Below are 17343 nucleotides of genomic sequence, written 5' to 3'. Positions count from 1 at the left end.
AACTTACGAGGCCTTTGGCGGCTCCTTCCCCTCTTGCACCTGCGAGAGGTAGTCTACAAGCTTCTTCAAGGCTCCGGCACTAAGCTTCTGACCAAACACTTTCGGCATAGTGTTGTCCGGAAAGCCCTTTACGACATAAGCGCTCGGTTCAATGATGGACTCCATAATATAGTCCGGAACGTTCTTCGCCTTGCCCTTGTAATCCTTGTCTTTGATCCGTAGCGGCGCGTTTGTTCCCTCAACAAGCTTCGGACCGATGGTGCCGGTCGCCCCAGGGATGCCAGGGATCGTGTGGCAAGCAACGCACTGACCCTTGGCAAAAATCTGATCCACGGGCTCTGTTCCGTCAGCCATTAGTGCACTACCGCCACCACCTTTGGCCTCACCCTCTGTGGGCGGCTTCGGGCGCTCGGATTCTGGGATAAACTTTTCATAGGCCTTAACGATCTCATCGAAAGATGGAGCCTCCCGCCCTTCACGAACGTAGAGCCACGTATCGACCGCGGCCAACTCTGGAAGACTCAATGAAATTGGCGGCTTATGGATTGAGGGCATCGGACTTTCTTTATCGTTCGTACCCTTCACGCCAAAACCTGCCACGACGAAGCAACTAGGGCAGGCATGCGACTCCGCAATATATTCGATTCCATTTTCGGCTGTGCCAGAACCAGGGAATGCCTCTTTCTGGTTGGAATCTCGAGCAGCAGGGTTCCCCTTGTGATAACGGGGATCATTAATCTGAGTTTCGGCCCGCTCTGGAATCCCATCGAGGTTCGGGGCACGCTCTCCCAACATTCCCTTGTGAAAGGCATGGCAAAGCGGACACTGCCCCTTTCCAATTGCCCCCTGAACCTTGTTCTGCCCCACTCCTCCGAAGATGATCTTCTCACCTTCGTCGGCAAGCTCAGTCTGTGGCATGTTGCTAAAGTCTTTCTTTTCCTCAATGGGCGGGAATCCACCTTCAACTTGAGGCAACCAATTTCCGTAACCAGATAGCGCCGCCGCGATGAAGAACATGAAGCCCCCGATTTTCAGCAACGCGCTGATATTCGTAAAATAAAGGGCCATCATGAACGTCATGGAGGTGATCAAGACCAGCGACACCGGCAAGAGCCTCGATTCGGCGAAGAAATTCATCTTGTAATTAGCAATCGCCATAAACAACAGAATAGCGCCCAGAATACCAATGAATGTCTTGAATACCGCACGCTTGTTTGCCACGGGGTCACTAATCGACGCCTTGAAATAAAACAATAAGGCGATGAGAATCCCGAGCGCAGGCCAGCCGATCGCTAAGGCCTCTTTTATGAGTTCAATCACAGCTCAAACCTCCTGCATGGGGGGAAGCCCCAAGGTCGCCCTAAGCAACATCCCAGGCGACTTCCCCCATTTGATTCGTTTCAATCGCCTTAAAATTAGTGACCTACGGCCGGCTCTGGAGCACGTCCAGGAATTGGCGCCTTAGCTTCGACCGGGGCCTTCTTCGCCGCAAGCGCACCCAACCAGAAGACAAACATAATGCTGATCCAGAAGAAGAGAACATTCGCAGAAATCATGTTCGCTGCGAAACCTACCGTGTGAGTATAGGCCCACGGCGAGTTATCCCTCATAATCTCATTCACGTGCCAGAACAGCCGCACCGATGACCTAATGTATCCCATCAGACCCATCATCCAGGTAAAGGCTGTCGCCAACATGATAAGAGCATATTGCGATCGAGCCGATATCTTTCCCCATTCAATCGGACCCATTTGCTTCGCCCCCTTCATCATGACGCTGTTGAGAGCAAACATGAAGAAGAGACACGACAGCGTCGTGGCCACCTGAGGAACTGAGAGGCCCACGCGCACGTTGGCAGGAATGTAATAGCCATACACTGCCAGCATAATAATGTTGAAATAGGCGAAGAAGAAGAAACACCCCATGAAGATGTTTCCGAACTTAGACCAAGAAACTGTCGAAACCTTATTGCCGCGCATGTACCAGACAAAGCTCAAAACCGTGGTCGTAATGATAACGTTAATGCCCCCGTTCTTGGCGGACATGACGCCATAATTTCCGAGCACAGGATGTTGCTGACCACCCATAGCCTTCAATTCCGCCGGGGTCATAACCATGGTATGAGGAGTGATAAACACGAGGAATCCACAAGTCAGCAGAAATACCAGATACTTGATGTAACGCTGGTACTTTTCAGCACCGCGCATACGGCCAAGCGCCTGCCAAAGGTAATAATTAGTACTAAGGAACAAGATCCCGATCATCGTGGCCTGGATAATGAACAACCATGCCAACAAGCCACCCATCAGAGTAATACCCATCTGCTGCCGATAGGCGTAGACCTCGCGCATCAACCAGTACCCAGCAAACGGCAGAGGAATCAAGAATGACACTCCCAGGGCCATCGCAATATAGCCCATCCAGTCATAGTGAGCTCGCTCCTCATCCGTTTTAGCAGAAAGGAATCGATAGGCTGCGTAGGCAGCCACAACACCACCGCCGAAAGCCATATTACCGAGAATACGATGCAGATTGAGGGGATTCCATAAAGCAGTGTGGATCACATGCCAAATGTTTCCCAGATACCGCCCCTGCTCATCCACACCGGCAGGAGACATCATGAAACCGATCCAGGAGTTCGCAAGGAACATCAGAATCGTCCCAATGACGTTCAAAATGACGGACATACTGAGGTGGATCCACTTCAGGAATCCCTCCTTCATCTTGTCCCAGCCGTAGTAATAGATATAGAGAGTTCCGCTCTCCGCCACGAACATCAAGGCATAAATGTGCATGACAGGACGGAAAATACCCGAAAGATACTGGAAGAACGCGGGATAGAGAGTCAGGAAGGTAAAGATCAGAATACCGCCCAGAATAGCGGTCAATGAATAAGCAGTCAGACTGATCTTGATAAAGTCGTAGGCAAGCTGGTCATACCGCTTGGCCAGAGCCTTATCCTTAGTCACAACCCCCATGAACTCAATAATCATACAAAAAATCGGAACCGCCAAAACGAAGCTACCGTAATACAGGTGCTGCTGGTTGGCGAACCAAAGGAGAACCCGACTCTCAAAGTTATACCTTGGATAATCCTTCTCTCCATCCGTGGTCTTGGGAGCGGGTGGCCCAGATACAATACCCTCCGTCTTGTAGTAAACATCCCTCCCCTTCTCAACCTTTGCATCGCCGCCCTCTTTTTTCGCATCAGCAGCTGGTGCATCAGCAGCAAGGGCAGGGATCGCAACCAAAACAGGCATGAGGAGGAGGCCGATCATCGCGACCAGCGCCATGATCGACATCAACTTCGTGCGGGTTACAGAGCCCATGGGTTACCTCCTTGATACATCTCGTATGTGAAAAACAGACTCAGACCCCCTGACATCCAGACGATTACTTCCGCAGGAGATACCAGAAATCCAGTCCCTGGGCGTCCATCAAGAAGTGATCAACGGCCGCAAAAAATGAAACACAAATCAGTATCGATACCACGAAATATACGATCGTCTGCCCCATCTCAAACCCCCTTCAAGATGATAAGCGTTTTACAGTCAGAGGACGCGGGCTCAACAAGGGCACTGAATCCCTCCGAACCAATAGAAGAACCACGTGCTCACTGCACAGGTAATGTAGAAAATCATTTTCCCAATCTTAATCTTGACGTCGTCCTGAGCAGCTTCCATCGTAATTCTCCCAGCGTTTTAAGTGCGTATTTTAAATTGACACACCACCTACTCTGTGCTAATCAAAATCCCTCACTTAATTGTTTTTTAAGGGGATTTTTATGGCAAAAAACTCAAAAGTGTTCGACATTATAGTTTTGGCCGGAATGGTTGTCAATATCATTTTGGCCGTGTTTCTGATCCTCTACTACTTTGATTTTCTATGATTTTCCGCGCAGAACTTCGGACTCAATCCTACCTTTTCCACTCACCGATTGGGCACAGCGAAAGCCGATGGTTTCATCTCGAAAATCCGGCATCATTTTACTGCGGGCTGTGATGCGCAGATCCAACCCCGAACTCGTATATGCGGCACCCCGCAACACCTTATATATGCCGAATTCAGGGACGGGGGGGTTTCGATCCGGAGCCTCCTTGTAAGCAGTCTCCAAATACCAATCCTCAACCCACTCCATCACATTACCTGCACCATCCATGACACCATAGGGACTGGCGTCACTTTTTACTCGTCCCACAGGGGCAGCCACGCCAAACCCATCATCTACGCGAGCCCAATTTGCGCCGTCAGGGATCTCAATATTTCCCCATGGCCAAAGTCGGCCATCCTCGCCCCGCATGGCCTTTTCCCATTCGGCCTCAGTAGGTAAACGCCTTCCACTCCAGGCACAGTAGGCCTTGGCGTCATCCCAGGATACGTACACGGCAGGCTGGTTCACCCCCCGCATTCGACCCGTATTTTTTGCATAGCGCGAAGGGGGGCCTGCTTTTCGATGACCTGTGGCCGCAACAAAAGCTGCATATTGCGAATTGGTCACTTCATAACGATCGATGAGAAACTCGTCTAGATAGATCGTCCGTTCCGGTCGTTCATCAAATCCCCCCTGATTCGTCCCAAGCACGAACGGACCGGCCGGAATAGCCACAAGTTCTTCCGCCAACGGCGCCTCCAAAGATGCCGGTTCGGGGGACGAGTCGCCGACATCATCAAGGGAATGCTTCGGCTGTGCTTCAAATGGCGTAGAAATAGTCCCTTGGAGAATCCCCACCAGCGGCATGCTGGCGGCGAGCAGCACCACCAAAAGAAAAACGACCTTGAAGCGTGTTTCAAGCATGGCGCCGGGTCTTATCTGGATGCCCTATCTACCTCGATGTCTTTCGCGCAGCGAAATCCGACTGTGATGTCATGTCGCCACGGTTTCGCTTGGAAGCGCTTGGAGGTCCGTACATTCCGCTTCGTTTCCCGCCATGAGCCGCCGCGAATGACACGTTGCTCACCCTGATCCGGCCCCTTCGGGTCACGGTAGGGAGCCTTGCGATAATAATTTTCATCGTAAAAATCGGCAACCCATTCGGCAACGTTGCCAGTCATGTCATAGACACCGTACGGACTACGACCAGACTCGAATGAACCAGGAGGCCCCAGATAACGAAATCCATCTTCGTTGCCGTCAATATTCGCCGATCCGACAGCAAACTCCTCTCCCCACGGATATCGACGCTTCCCCTCTCCGCGCGCTGCCTTCTCCCATTCCGCCTCGGTGGGCAAACGCTTCCCGGCCCATTTGCAGTAGGCCTCCGCATCGTCCCACGTAACAGCGATCATCGGATTTTCAGGTTTCAGGAGCTTGGCCGGATCGTCCTCGAATACCTCGATTTTTCGTTTAAACCGCTTCGTCATCTTGGCGAAACGATCGTACTCATCTTGCGTCACTTCCTTCTTATCGATGAAGAAGGCCTTTAGATACACCTGGTGTTCCGGCTTTTCGTCAGGGTCGCTGTCGTTGTCACGGCTGCCCATCACGAACGGTCCCTCTGAGATCTGAACCATCTCGCGCCCATCATCTCCAACGAGCGTCTTGTACATGGAAAAATCCTGGGCCGCCGCCACCTCGACGGCCTTGGTCTCGGTCTTGATCGACAATGCCAGCTCTCGCATCTGTTTGGCCTTGTAGGACTCGTACACCAAGCCCGCGATCATCAGGATGAACGAGGCAAACACGAAGATGATCGACCCGATCAATACACCTCTATTTTCCATGACCCTACTCGCCCCTCACGATTTGGTCTCTGCCGGCTGGGGGGAGGCGGCCCTCTCCTCCGCCTCCATAGCCTTTCGAGCAGCCCGCATATCCAAAAGCATTGAAATCTGGACGCCGAGAAATCCCCCCATGGCCGCGCCCGCCCCGGCTCCGAACGATACTTTTTCCATACCCGCGATCACCCACGCCAATAGGCCACCAAGCACGGCGCCCACCAAAATACTCACCAGAAATCGACGTCCGCCGAGAAACCCGACCACGGCGCCAAGCGCCAGGCCCAATCCAGAAGCCAATGGGATAGACGAGCCCCCCAGAATCGTTCCAATTAACGCTCCGACGGTGCCCATGACGAGCACACCGAAGACCACATCGAAGATGGCGCGGCGCGACGGTCTGTTGATAGCTGTCATACAGCTCCATCCCTCGACATATCCTCCGAACAACTCACTTCGCCGCACTCACCGTAATCGAACCGAAATCAATCTCCACCCCCGGCCCAGCAAACAATGAGATCCCCCAGGCCTTTTCCGCCGGCTCATGTTTGTGAATGCGCTTGAAGTCCTCGTAGACATTGATACGCTCCTCGACCCACTCCCCTACGGGACGCAAGCCGCTTTGCACGACGATCTCGGAACCACTGAACATGCCGCCTTCGACGATCGTGCCTTCCGGCTTTCCCCCGCTCCAGATGTATTTCGTGAACACGGGGATAAATAGGAGATCCGTATCAAGCGAAGCGTATACGGCCGCAATCGGCTCAGACCCATCAGGAGCCTTGTGGAGACGCCAGCGCCACGTCAAAATGGGATATGCCTTGGGATCCCACTCGATCTTCCGCTTCTTGACCCGCTGCCCAGCATCCTTCGCGGACAGAAACTTCTGTCCGTTCTCGGCCTGGATTCTGTATGCTTCGCGCCCCTTGGCCTGACTACGCTGATTTTCATGCTGCCACTCGAGGGGAAATCCATCTTGATCGGCGGACTGAAAATCTTCCAACACCAGGACAGTTCGATCCCCTGCGTACGCAACGGGCGGAGTTCCGCTTACCTCTCCCAACCCCAAGAGTCCCAGCATCCACAGAGCACCATACAACACCTTCCTACTCATTTCCGCACCATACCTTTCGATGGACTCCCGTCTAGGCTTCGTGCGAGGGAGAAGGGAGAAACCCCGCCTCCCGCTCTGCGCTGAGATCTTCATGCAAAACCGGTTGCTGCCCCCGTTCGCAGACCCAAAACAGGAAGAATACGGCTCCCCAAAACATCACCATGTTGATCGTGACCATCTTCGCAGCGAACCCCAGTGAAGGCGTGAACGCCCAGGGCGACGTATCGGGCATCAATTCGTTTACATGCCACGCCAGGCGACCGGAAGACCGGATGTAGCCCATCAGCCCCATCACCCACGTAAAGGCCGCAGCCAATCCGAACAACCCCACCATCCCACGAACCGAAATATGCCCCCACTGCACCGGTCCATGAACGGTCGCGCCCTGCAGCATCCGTCGATTCAGGAGCAAGCCCACTGCCACCACCACCAGTGTCGTGACCGCTTGAGGCCCCGACAACGCCACTCGAACACTGGCCGGGAGGTAAAACCCATAGATCGACAACCCGATGATATGGGCCATCCCAAGACCGAACAGCACCCCGAGCGCCAAATTCCCCCTCCTGGCCCAAGAGATTGTCATGGTGCGGTTTGCACGACGGTAGAAGATGTAACTCAAGGCGGTGATACAAATCATGACATTCACCGCGCCATTCTTCGACGACATCACTCCATAGTTTCCAATCACAGGGTGCTGCGCTCCGCCCATGGCCTTCACTTCGGTTCCGGTCATCAGAATGGTGTGCGGCGTCAGCCAGATGAACAGACAGCCGCACAGGGCGAGCAACAGATACTGGTAATAGGCTTGGTATCGCTCCCCACCGCGAATCCGTCCCATACTCTGCCAGAGATAATAGTTGACGCCCAGAAAGAGAGCGCCGATCAAGAGCGCTTGCACGACAAAGAGCCATGTCAACAACCCGCCCATCATGGTCACGCCCATGCTTTGGCTATAGGCATACACCGAGCGCATCAACCAGTAGCCGGCAAACGGCATCGGCAACAGGGCACACACCGTGACGAAGAGGAAGACATAACCGACCCAATCGTAATACGCCCGCTCCTCCTGACTCTTTCCGGTGAAGAACCGATAACAGGCATAGGCCAACACCACAGCGCCCCCCGACATGATGTCGGCAAGGAACCGGTGCAGGTTCAGCGGATTCCACAAGGCTGACCGCAGCAGATGCCATGGATTCCCCAAGTAGCGCCCCTGACCGTCAACCCCTGACGGAGCCATCATGAACGCCGACCAGGCGTTCGCCAGAAGCAGCAAGGAGGTGCCGAAGACGATGGCCAGCAGGCCCATGGACAGGTGGACCCACTTGGAATCAGGCCCAGCCAACCGGTCCCAGCTGTAATAGTAGGCAATGGTGAGAAACGTGGTGCCGACGAAAACGAGGGCATAAATCGGCATCATGATCTTGAACGTGCCGCCCATGTATTGCATGAAGCTGGGATACAGCACGATGAACATGGTCAGCATGACGCTGCCGACGACGGCCGTCACGGAGATCGCGAGCAGCGCCACTTTCAGGAGGTCCTGCGCCAAACCATCGTACCGCATGGCCATCGCAGGATTCCGCGCCACCAATCCAAGAAATTCCAACAAGACGCAAAAGATCGGCAACGCGAGGACGAATCCTCCGAAATAGGTGTGCTGCTGAATGATGAGCCACATCAACAAGCGGCTATCGAGCGCGCCGTATTGAGGATAGTGGCTCTCGTTGCCGGTCGGTGCGGACGGCCCACTGGCAATCCCCGTCGTATGAAAGTACACGTCCGTGGACCGTTCGGCGTTTTCCAGCAGATGAGAGCCCCACAACGAGCCGGCGATCGCGAGCAGCGCACAACACACCAACGTCACGAACCCGGACTGTAAACAAAGGCGCTTGATCATGACGACACTCTCTGGTTGTGTTTCTCAAAGGCGGCCGCGGGCTCACTCAGCGGAGGACCGACAAGAGCCTCCCGGGACTTTCCGAGAATTCCCATCACGAAAGGACATCGCAAGAGGGCGCCGGACACGCTGCCGCGCTCGCGGTTTTCCACGTCACGCCGATCCCCCAAGTAGTAACAATACAAGGCCATCACAGCGCCGACGACCGCCGCCGCCGTCGTGAAGAACCACGGAGAAGCCACCGGTTGTTTCAATACATACAGGCAGCTGCCGACCAACACCAGGTAATAAGTCGAGGCGAAGGCCAACCCAGGCCACCACCAAAACTTCAACAACTCGCCCCAGCCCATATTGGTGAATTGAGGAACCCAATCCCTTCCGCCGGCCTGACCGGAAAGAAACGCCGGCAGCGCGACGGTCCCCGCTACCAACGTCACAAGGGCTCCCTCCACCAACACGGCCCAATCCCCGTTCACCAGAGGCATCACAGCGAGGGACAACCCCACGCAACTGACGACGCCCAGCCCCAGCCATTGCATCATCGCCGGCGGAATCCGCCGCAGCAGCGCCCGTAGGGCCACACCATCCGGGAACGTCGCGAAGGGACGTCCGCTTCGTTCCAGCCAACGGATATGGCCGATTTCGAAGGCGTCGCGCGCAACCGCCGTACAAGGAATAATGATCGCCATCATCGCGGGACCGTCAGGATGCTTGGCATAGTCGTATCCCACCAGCCAGAGCAGGGCCAGCACCAGGAGTGACAGCTGAACCCCGTAGACGAAGCCGATCCACGCCAAGACCCAGACGATCCGCGGAACCCCGTCTTCATCGATTAACCGAGAGAACGGCACCGTACGCCCCACGCGATAGGCGCAGATGGCGGTCGCCAGCGAGACGAGTCCGCTCAGCAAGAGGAGGGTCAACGGCTCAGACAGTGACGTGACGTGCTTCGCGGCCCGGTAGACGGCAAAGGCCACCAGTCCCGGTACGAACATCACCACACGCTTTCTCGTGCGAACAGAATCCTCCGTCACGGCTAGGGTCAAACTCGGGAGGACTCGTAAAGCTAACCGATGTAACATGCGTTCTTTCGCCGTACAGAGTCTGCCATCGTTTACGATCGTTGCGCCGCCATGCCGAAATACCGGGCCTTCACTTCTTCCATCAAGGCCACGGTCACGCACGTCAAACCCCGATCCACGGCCGTGCGCTCCAACTCTACGCGTGCCATCGCGCGAACCGGGGCCGGCACCTTGTCCAAACGACGCTCGGCTTCCGGATCCCACGACACCACGTCCCCTGTCTTAGCCTGCTCGATGGCGTCGTACGTGATGACACGCTGTCCACGCGCCCTGACGAATCCCTCCACCAACTCACGCAATAACGGAGCCGCATAGGGTGGGAGCCGGTCCAAGCGATGCCGGGCATCATCACTCCACAGAAGGCGATCCACGAGGCCGTTGGTTTGTCCGGCTGGGACGTCGAGGCCGACCATCCATCGACAAGAGCGGCACTCCCACCGTACGAACCACGTCGGAGGGCCCGCACCGACCCGCTCCTCGACACCTTCTGTATGCATCCACTTGCCGCACCCGCACACCAGCATCTTCTGCCCACCCTCCCCCTCTCGGCCGCCCGTTATCCGATTTTTCCAGGATAGAGGATGTACAACATCGCGTAAGTAAAGGTGCCGGTCAGGAAGAGGATGCAGTAGATGACCATGGTGAATCGCCCCAAGGCGCGATGGCGCTTCGCGCCGTCAGGCCAAATGCGCTGGATCGCCATCTCCACCGCAAGGACCAGCGCAACCAAAATCAGGAATCCCAGGTAGACTTCCAACTTGCGCATGGAAAACCCGGCCGACATCACGCGCGAGCCGAACAGAAGCAGCACGATCACGGTCAGGGCGCCGAAAATGGCGCCCACCTTGCCCCAGGAGGTCTGCAACAAAGCTTCATTGAGTACCCGCGCGCCGTTCAGAAAGCGTTGCGACCGAAATCCCAAGACGATCATATACGCCGCCATCACCAACCCGATGATGACGAGGATGATATGGACCGTCAGCACGGGGATGAACACATAGTCATACAGGGCCTGGGATCCGCCGAATCCTTCCTTCCCTTCAACGGCCAAGACACCGAGTTGCCGAAACAAGTAATACGCGGTGAAAAACCCCACCATCGCGATCATGCCGCCCAGCATCAGCCAGTGATGACCATGCCCGCGATGTTGTTTAGCTTGAATCCATCCGACGATGAACAGGCCGGTAAAGAGCGTGGCCATCAGCTGGCTGAGGTCCGCTCCTATCGTGGCGTGCGTCCCGAAGAAACCGGGCTGCCGCAGGAATTCAAACATGATGGGCCTCGCCGCTCGGCCTGATGCCCTGCACCACGGCCGTCCGCTCCAGTTCCTCCACCGAGACATATCCGGCGTCATGCATCCACTGCATGGCTTCCCCCGTGCGATAACAGCTGCCGCGCTCCGTATTCACCAAAATATGAACGGCAAACGCGGCGGTCCAGGCCGGGCTGGTGCCCGAAGCATCCAAAAATCGGTCTTTTATGATCAACCGTCCACCAGGGGCGAGGTGCCTGTAGATTTTTTTCACCAAGGCGGCATTGGTCGCCAGGTCCTGATAGTGGAGGATGTCCGACATCAACACGACATCATAGGGTCCGCCCAGAGGGTCTCGATTGAAATCTCCGGCCTTCAGTGTGATTCTGCCCTCCAGCCCGGCCTCCTTCACGGTTCGCTCGGTCACTGGCAAGGTGGTGGCCAGGTCAAACACCGTCGCCGTCAGAGTGGGATACACACGGCAAAAGGCGATCGCGTTGGTCCCGGCCCCACCTCCAAGGTCCAGCATGGTCCCGGCTTGATCAAGTGCCAGCCGTTTAGCGAAATCAGGCCCACTTTGTTGCCCGATGCGATGCAAGACCGACAGCACGTTTGCCCCCAAGGCCGGATCGGTCTCGAAGACGTGCTGCGACACCGGTGAGCGGCCGGTCTTCACCGCCTCCTCCAGCTTGCCCCAATTACCCCATTCCGCATCGTGAAGGAGCAGAAGATGCCCGATATATTGGGGCCCATGCTTCACCAGATACGCCGCAGCCACCTCTGTGTTCTGATAGACCTCACCGGTTTTGAGCAAGAGCCTGATCGCAACCAGGGCGTTGAGAAGCAGTTCCAGGGCGCGAGGGTTGGCGTTTAACTTTTCGGCTGCCTCGTCGACGGTCCGACCCCGGCCATCGAGAGCCGAAAACACGTCTAATTTCACCGCAGTGAGAAGGATTTTGGTCTCCCAGTAGTAACCAAGCTGGAAGACTTCAGCGAGAGACAATTCACGTGGCACACATCACCTACTGTGAGAATTCGGTGTTGAAATTCGGCATCTTACCCAGTTCAGAAAGAGAAACGCAAGGCAACCAACCCCGCACCAATGCTCGTGGTCAGGAGCCTCCGCCGGATTTCATCCGAGAGGCCTCGCTACGTAACGGACACCCTGCATAGCGCAGATACGCAACGGTCAAAAAGCAGAAAGGGCAGTGGCCTGACCGACCACTGCCCTTCCGCGGCGGACTGCGCCGCTTGATAGAAACGCGCTTACTTGATCTCAGCCTTGAGGGTGGCCGTTCCGCCTTCCGCCACCTCAACCTCGAACTCGTTCAGCTTGCCCTTCCCGACGAACGGATGCCAGACAACCACCTTGTGCTTGCCGGCGGGCACACCCTGGATCTCAAAGGAACCATCATCCTTCACCACCGCATGATACGGATTCCACACCGGGAGGAAGAAGGACTGCATGAACTCATGCTGGTCGCACTGCAACCGGTAATAGCCCAACTTCTCTGCGCCGCCACGGAAAGTGACCGGCTTTTCCAACTTGTCACCCTTCTTGGCCAAACCGATGTTGAAACCGGTGGCCGAGGTGGAGCCCTTCACCGTGAAGCTGTGCGGGTTATGCAACACGCCCTGGGTGGACTTGGGATCATCAGGATCGGCATCGTTGTTGACGGCGCGGAACGGCTTGTTGTTCACGACCACCCCGCTGAACGGCAGGAACTCGCAGAACTCAGCCACGACGTCCGTGCCCTTGAAGCCATCCTGGAATGCCTGATCCTCAACGTCGACGACGGAAACGACCGCACCCTTCAAGCCACCATCCTTACCGACTTCGATGGTCTTGAGGAAGCGCTTGTCGCCATCCATCAGGCTCTTGTTCGGGTGCTTCGGACAAAACTTCGGGTTCGGGAACTTGGAGAAGGAGAATTCCTTCTGTTCGGACTTCCCGGGATAGGTGACTTTCCCGGAGATCGTGCCTCCGGCAAACGAGGTGAGGGGCGCAGCCAAGAACGCTGCGGCCGCAACGCCGAACACAACTTTCATCGCACCCTTCTTCATGTCACTGCCTCCTTGTGATGAACATTAACCGAACAACTACTCCGACACCCACTCAAAAAGATAAGGGCGGGTGACCATGCCCTCGCCTCAACAATCTTGTTCACTTGACGTAGCTCTGCGCTGACCTACGACCCGGCCTCTGAACGATTGTCTATACTGGAATCTTACTCACCCTGTCAACTTGAAATCCAGCCATTCGGACCTCAAGATTTCGCGGGATTAGCCGCTGCCTTCTGGTGCCCGAGAATACGGGCGATCGCCCCGCCCACAGTCGCTCGGACGGCATCATCCTCATCATGCAGCGCCGCCTTCAAAATCGGCAGGAGATCCGTCCCCCCGATCTGCCCCAAGGCCCTCGCGGCGGCGATGCGCGGGCGAGGAATCGGATCCTTCAGCATTCCCGAAAGAAACTCCACCGCCGCTTGTCGGTTGCTCCCACGGGCACGACCCACCGCCTTGGCGACGGCCGACCTGGTTCCGGGATCATTATTTTGAGCCAGGTCATAGAGGTCATTCGCAACGGTATCGAATGGCTCCCCCACTCGAAGCAATGCGGACACGACCGCCGCCTTGACCACCGGATTCGGATCGGTCAGCGCCTTCCGCAGTGCCCCCAGCGAATCCTTGACTCCCAACTCGCCGAGACTGATCGCTGCCGACGTCTTCACAGCAGGAATCTTGTCCTCCAGCGCCTGCTCCAGGGCCGGAATCCCTTGCACCTTTCCCAACTCCCCCAGCGCGGCGGCAGCCGCTCCACGTACCGACGGTTGGGTGCTGGTGATGGCCTCCTGAAGAATCGGCAACCCGCGGGCATCCTTGAGGTCCCCGACCAACCGGAGGGCCGTGGCGCGCTCCTCCGGATTTTGTGCAGCCGCAGCCTGCCGCACAGTTTCCCACATGGCAGTTCGCCCCGTATGGTACAGCGCGCCCGCCGCTGCCAGGCGAACCAGTGCCTGCTCATCCTTGAGCGCTTGCTCCAGCAAGGGAATGACGGAACGATCACCGCTCTTTCCCAATACCTTCAGGACCGCCGCCTTGACCATCCCCGCCTGGTCCTCCAAGGCGTTGCGCAGCCGTGGCGACCGCCGGCCCGCTTCGAGCTTGCCCAACGCCTCAGCCGCCAACGCACGTACCAGTCCAGACCCGTCGCTCAATCCATCTTCCAAGGCAGGAATGGTCTCCGGAGAATCCACATCTTTCAGCGCCGTATAGGCGGCGCCACGCATCTGTTCCCGCATGTCCTTCACCAGCACGTACACGAACCCCAGTGCCACGTCCCGCAAGAGAGTCCGATCCTCCCGCTTGAGGTCCTGCTCCAACTTTTCGTATTCGATCAAGGCATCCTTCGGCTTGCCCAGGAAAATCAGGGAGCGAGTCTTGATCCGCCGGACATCAGGCGAGGCGGCTTTTTCGTTAGCAGTGCGATCGGCAAGATCCACAGCCTCCTGATACTGCTTTCTATCGAATGCAGCCTGGACCTCTTTCAGAGAGGCCGCGGACGCCATCCCAGCCCCCCCCCAGAACCCGATACTGAAAAGAATGACGGGCACACACAATAGCGGTCGCAATCGTTGTCTCACAGGCCCCTTACCCTCTTTCTCCGCTGGTTGACGGTGGAACCCAGCGCTGATACCCGGTCGGCTGCTCAAAATAATAATCAGGTTGAGGAGAATACCGGATGCGTTGATATTCGACCGACCAATCGCGGTCCTGACTGACTAACTTGAGCACGACCCCCGTCTCGGCATCCACCCATTCGTAGAGCCGTTCATTGCGACCATTGTAGTCCACACGTACCTCGAACAGTCTCGAGGGGCGCCCGATCGTTGTGGCATCCCCGATCAGGGTTCTGCTCTGCTCGCCTGGAAGGTGCGGTTGAAGTGGCAGGATCTCTTCCGGTTTGACGGGGACGGCCAGGATCTGTTTGCGTCGCGCGAGAAGGTACCAGGTCTCTCGTTGATCCAAGCGTATGATTTCGATGGTGGAATAGCCAAGCTCCGTCTTGATCGCATACTTGTACTCCAATCGCATGCGATCGCCCTTGGCAAAAACCTGCGCCTCGAAACGGCGACCCTCAACCTGCTTCGTCACGGTGCCGGAAAATTCGGCCTGCCCCGCCGTCGGCGACCGGCTCGAACCATCCTCCGCGACAACAGGGCTCGCCACCACAAAAAGCCAGATTGCAAGGAGGCCTCTGAGTGCCCATCGGAAGAGGCGCCCCATGGCGGCTTACTGTTGATGCTCGACGAGGGGATCGATTTCAACGGGATGTCCCAGGGACTCGAGCCCGAAACGTGGATTGTCCATCACCTTGTAAGCCGTTCTGTTCCCCTTCGGAGCCGGGAGCGCGACCTGTTCGGTCGTAGTTCCGTCAGGACCGATGGTGACGGTGCGCGTCACACCGGGTCCCGCCTGGGGATGCCACACAACCATCTGATAGGTGCCGGGCGGAACGTTTTCGATCCGGAAGGCACCCTTGTCGTCGGTCACCGCATAATAGGGATTGTTCACGGCCATGGCCCAACTTTCCATGTAGGCGTGAAACCCGCACTGCATATAGAACGTCCGGCGTCCCTTGTTCAGATAGATCGGCCCAACGAGAGACTTCCCCGGCGCATGGTTGTGCACCGCCCGCATGTTCCCACGCTGGTGTTGATGGTTCAAAATGAGGGGCGTATTGAACAACACCCGCGCGCCGGCTTCAAGGGACGTCTCATATCCCTGAATGTCATGCATGACCGGGTCCATATTCACCACTTCCACGGCATGGCCGTTCCGCACGATGGTGATCCACGGCTCGAACAGACAATCGCGCGCCTCGATCAACGGCACGGACATATCGAACGGCTTCCCGGATTCAACCCCTTCGAGCGTCACGATGACGTTCTTGAGCCCGCCATCGGTGCTCACGATAAAGTCACGCAGCAACCGCCACCCCTTCCCGTTAGAGATCCGCCCACAATAGGTCGGGTCCGGAAACGTAATTAGATTAAACCCCTTCGGTTCGGGGATGGGCCCGGACAACGTCACCTTGCCATCGAGCGTTCCGCCATGTTGCACGTCGATCACTTCATAGGCGAACGCAGACGGAACGATCTGACAGAACCACACCAAGAGTGCCGCGAACGCGATCGAACGAGTCATGCCAGATCGTATGGACGTCATCATGCTCCTCTCTTTCCGTTCGAGCAGGGCTCAGGGCACCTGCAGTTGTAATGTCGGGCGGATGTCCACCACCTTTCCCAGCGACTCCGGCCCATAGTGGGGATTCTCTGCAATCTCGTGGACGCTGCGGCGACCAAGCGGGGCGGTGAAGCCGAAGTCCACAGCAGTCGTGCCCTTTTCAGTGACCGTGATTTTCTTCTGCAACATGGTCCCGACCCCCGGATGCCAGGCCATGAGGGTGTATTCACCAGGCGGCACATCGGTCAGGGTAAAGCTGCCATCTTCTCCGGTCAGGGCGTAGTACGGGTTGTCGACAGCAAAGCCCCAACTTTCCATATAGGCGTGGAAACCGCATTGCATCACGAACATCCGCCGTCCCTTGGTCATGCGAATCAATTCCTTGACCGGTTCTCCCGCCAGGTGCTCATGACTCTCCGCATTGACCAGGCGCTTATGGTGCGGATTCATGGGCAACGGAGTGTTGAACAGGACGCGGGGCCCCAACTGCGACGTCTCGTAGGCCTGGATGTCGTGCATGACGGGGTCCATGTTCATGACCACCACCTCGGACCCGTCCTTCACCACGGTCACGAAGGGCAGAAACCGGCAATCACGGGCTTCGATGGTCAGAGGTTCGAACTTGAACGGTTTTCCCTTCTTGGCGTCGGTCAGGACCACAACGGCATCCTTCAGCCCGCTGCGGGAATTGAGCGAAAATTCGTCGAGAATCCGCCAACCCGTCCCCGTCGAAATGCGACCGCAATACACCGGGTCGGGGTAGGTAATCAGGTTATATCCTTTCGGGGTGGGCTTCCCTCCCGTCATCGTGACGATTCCGGTGATCGTTCCGCCGTCTGAAACCGTGATTTCCTCATAAGCCCACGATGCAGTCCCCCAGACGGTAAGTGTGCAGAACATGACAAGGCCGGCCAATCGCATGTCATTCCTCCGATAATGTGCAGGTGATCAATTACGACCTGATGGGCAACTGCGCCCGAAATGCATTGTTTTGATCATACACAATCCCCTGCGCATAACAAAAGGGGGGAGC

16 protein-coding genes are annotated in these 17343 nt (G+C 56.5%); all 16 read right to left on the bottom strand.

Annotation, left to right across the window (positions count from 1 at the left end; all coding sequences use genetic code 11):
* Positions 1 to 3: 3 nt before the first annotated feature.
* The 16 genes from HRU82_16235 to HRU82_16160 all read right to left on the bottom strand — a co-directional run bounded on the left by HRU82_16235 (position 4) and on the right by HRU82_16160 (position 17231).
* The gene (locus HRU82_16235) at positions 4 to 1320 is read right to left on the bottom strand and encodes a nitric oxide reductase (GenBank protein QOJ36395.1); all 1317 of its coding nucleotides are present in this window, start codon (positions 1318 to 1320) and stop codon (positions 4 to 6) included.
* A 95-nt stretch (positions 1321 to 1415) separates the two neighbouring features.
* A complete protein-coding gene (locus HRU82_16230) occupies positions 1416 to 3329 on the bottom strand; it encodes a cytochrome ubiquinol oxidase subunit I (GenBank protein QOJ36394.1) in 1914 nt (637 codons plus the stop codon).
* Positions 3330 to 3883: 554 nt separating this feature from the next.
* Positions 3884 to 4795 carry an SUMF1/EgtB/PvdO family nonheme iron enzyme gene (locus HRU82_16225; GenBank protein ID QOJ36393.1) on the bottom strand — a complete coding sequence of 304 codons (912 nt, stop codon included), beginning with the start codon at positions 4793 to 4795 and terminating at the stop codon, positions 3884 to 3886.
* 11 nt (positions 4796 to 4806) lie between these two features.
* Positions 4807 to 5721, bottom strand: coding sequence for a formylglycine-generating enzyme family protein (locus HRU82_16220; protein QOJ36392.1), 915 nt, complete (start codon positions 5719 to 5721; stop codon positions 4807 to 4809).
* Positions 5722 to 5736: 15 nt separating this feature from the next.
* A complete protein-coding gene (locus tag HRU82_16215; GenBank protein ID QOJ36391.1) occupies positions 5737 to 6132 on the bottom strand; it encodes a hypothetical protein in 396 nt (131 codons plus the stop codon).
* Between the two features lie 34 nt (positions 6133 to 6166).
* Entirely contained in the window at positions 6167 to 6829 is a 663-nt protein-coding gene (locus tag HRU82_16210; GenBank protein QOJ36390.1) for a DUF3047 domain-containing protein, read from the bottom strand.
* 31 nt (positions 6830 to 6860) lie between these two features.
* Positions 6861 to 8729 (bottom strand): cytochrome ubiquinol oxidase subunit I, encoded by a 1869-nt coding sequence (locus HRU82_16205; protein ID QOJ36389.1) that lies wholly within the window; start codon positions 8727 to 8729, stop codon positions 6861 to 6863.
* Positions 8726 to 9811: a hypothetical protein gene (locus HRU82_16200; GenBank protein QOJ36388.1), complete on the bottom strand. Its 1086-nt coding sequence runs from the start codon at positions 9809 to 9811 to the stop codon at positions 8726 to 8728. The genes HRU82_16205 and HRU82_16200 overlap by 4 nt, the downstream gene beginning before the upstream one ends.
* Before the next feature lie 32 nt (positions 9812 to 9843).
* Complete coding sequence (locus HRU82_16195; GenBank protein QOJ36387.1) at positions 9844 to 10308, bottom strand: PCP reductase family protein; 465 nt, start codon at positions 10306 to 10308, stop codon at positions 9844 to 9846.
* A 59-nt stretch (positions 10309 to 10367) separates the two neighbouring features.
* Positions 10368 to 11084 (bottom strand): DUF420 domain-containing protein, encoded by a 717-nt coding sequence (locus HRU82_16190; protein ID QOJ36386.1) that lies wholly within the window; start codon positions 11082 to 11084, stop codon positions 10368 to 10370.
* Positions 11077 to 12078, bottom strand: coding sequence for a methyltransferase (locus HRU82_16185; protein ID QOJ36385.1), 1002 nt, complete (start codon positions 12076 to 12078; stop codon positions 11077 to 11079). The genes HRU82_16190 and HRU82_16185 overlap by 8 nt, the downstream gene beginning before the upstream one ends.
* A 251-nt stretch (positions 12079 to 12329) precedes the next feature.
* A complete protein-coding gene (locus HRU82_16180; protein ID QOJ36384.1) occupies positions 12330 to 13127 on the bottom strand; it encodes a hypothetical protein in 798 nt (265 codons plus the stop codon).
* A 203-nt stretch (positions 13128 to 13330) separates the two neighbouring features.
* A complete protein-coding gene (locus tag HRU82_16175) occupies positions 13331 to 14632 on the bottom strand; it encodes a HEAT repeat domain-containing protein (protein ID QOJ36383.1) in 1302 nt (433 codons plus the stop codon).
* An 82-nt stretch (positions 14633 to 14714) separates the two neighbouring features.
* Complete coding sequence (locus HRU82_16170) at positions 14715 to 15350, bottom strand: hypothetical protein (GenBank protein QOJ36382.1); 636 nt, start codon at positions 15348 to 15350, stop codon at positions 14715 to 14717.
* A gap of 6 nt (positions 15351 to 15356) precedes the next feature.
* Positions 15357 to 16271 carry a carboxypeptidase regulatory-like domain-containing protein gene (locus HRU82_16165; GenBank protein ID QOJ36381.1) on the bottom strand — a complete coding sequence of 305 codons (915 nt, stop codon included), beginning with the start codon at positions 16269 to 16271 and terminating at the stop codon, positions 15357 to 15359.
* Positions 16272 to 16322: 51 nt separating this feature from the next.
* Complete coding sequence (locus HRU82_16160; protein QOJ36380.1) at positions 16323 to 17231, bottom strand: carboxypeptidase regulatory-like domain-containing protein; 909 nt, start codon at positions 17229 to 17231, stop codon at positions 16323 to 16325.
* Positions 17232 to 17343 lie beyond the last annotated feature (112 nt).

The sequence above is a fragment of the Nitrospira sp. genome (assembly GCA_015709715.1).
Taxonomy (GTDB): domain Bacteria; phylum Nitrospirota; class Nitrospiria; order Nitrospirales; family Nitrospiraceae; genus Nitrospira_A.
This window is presented reverse-complemented; position numbering and strand designations above follow the sequence as displayed.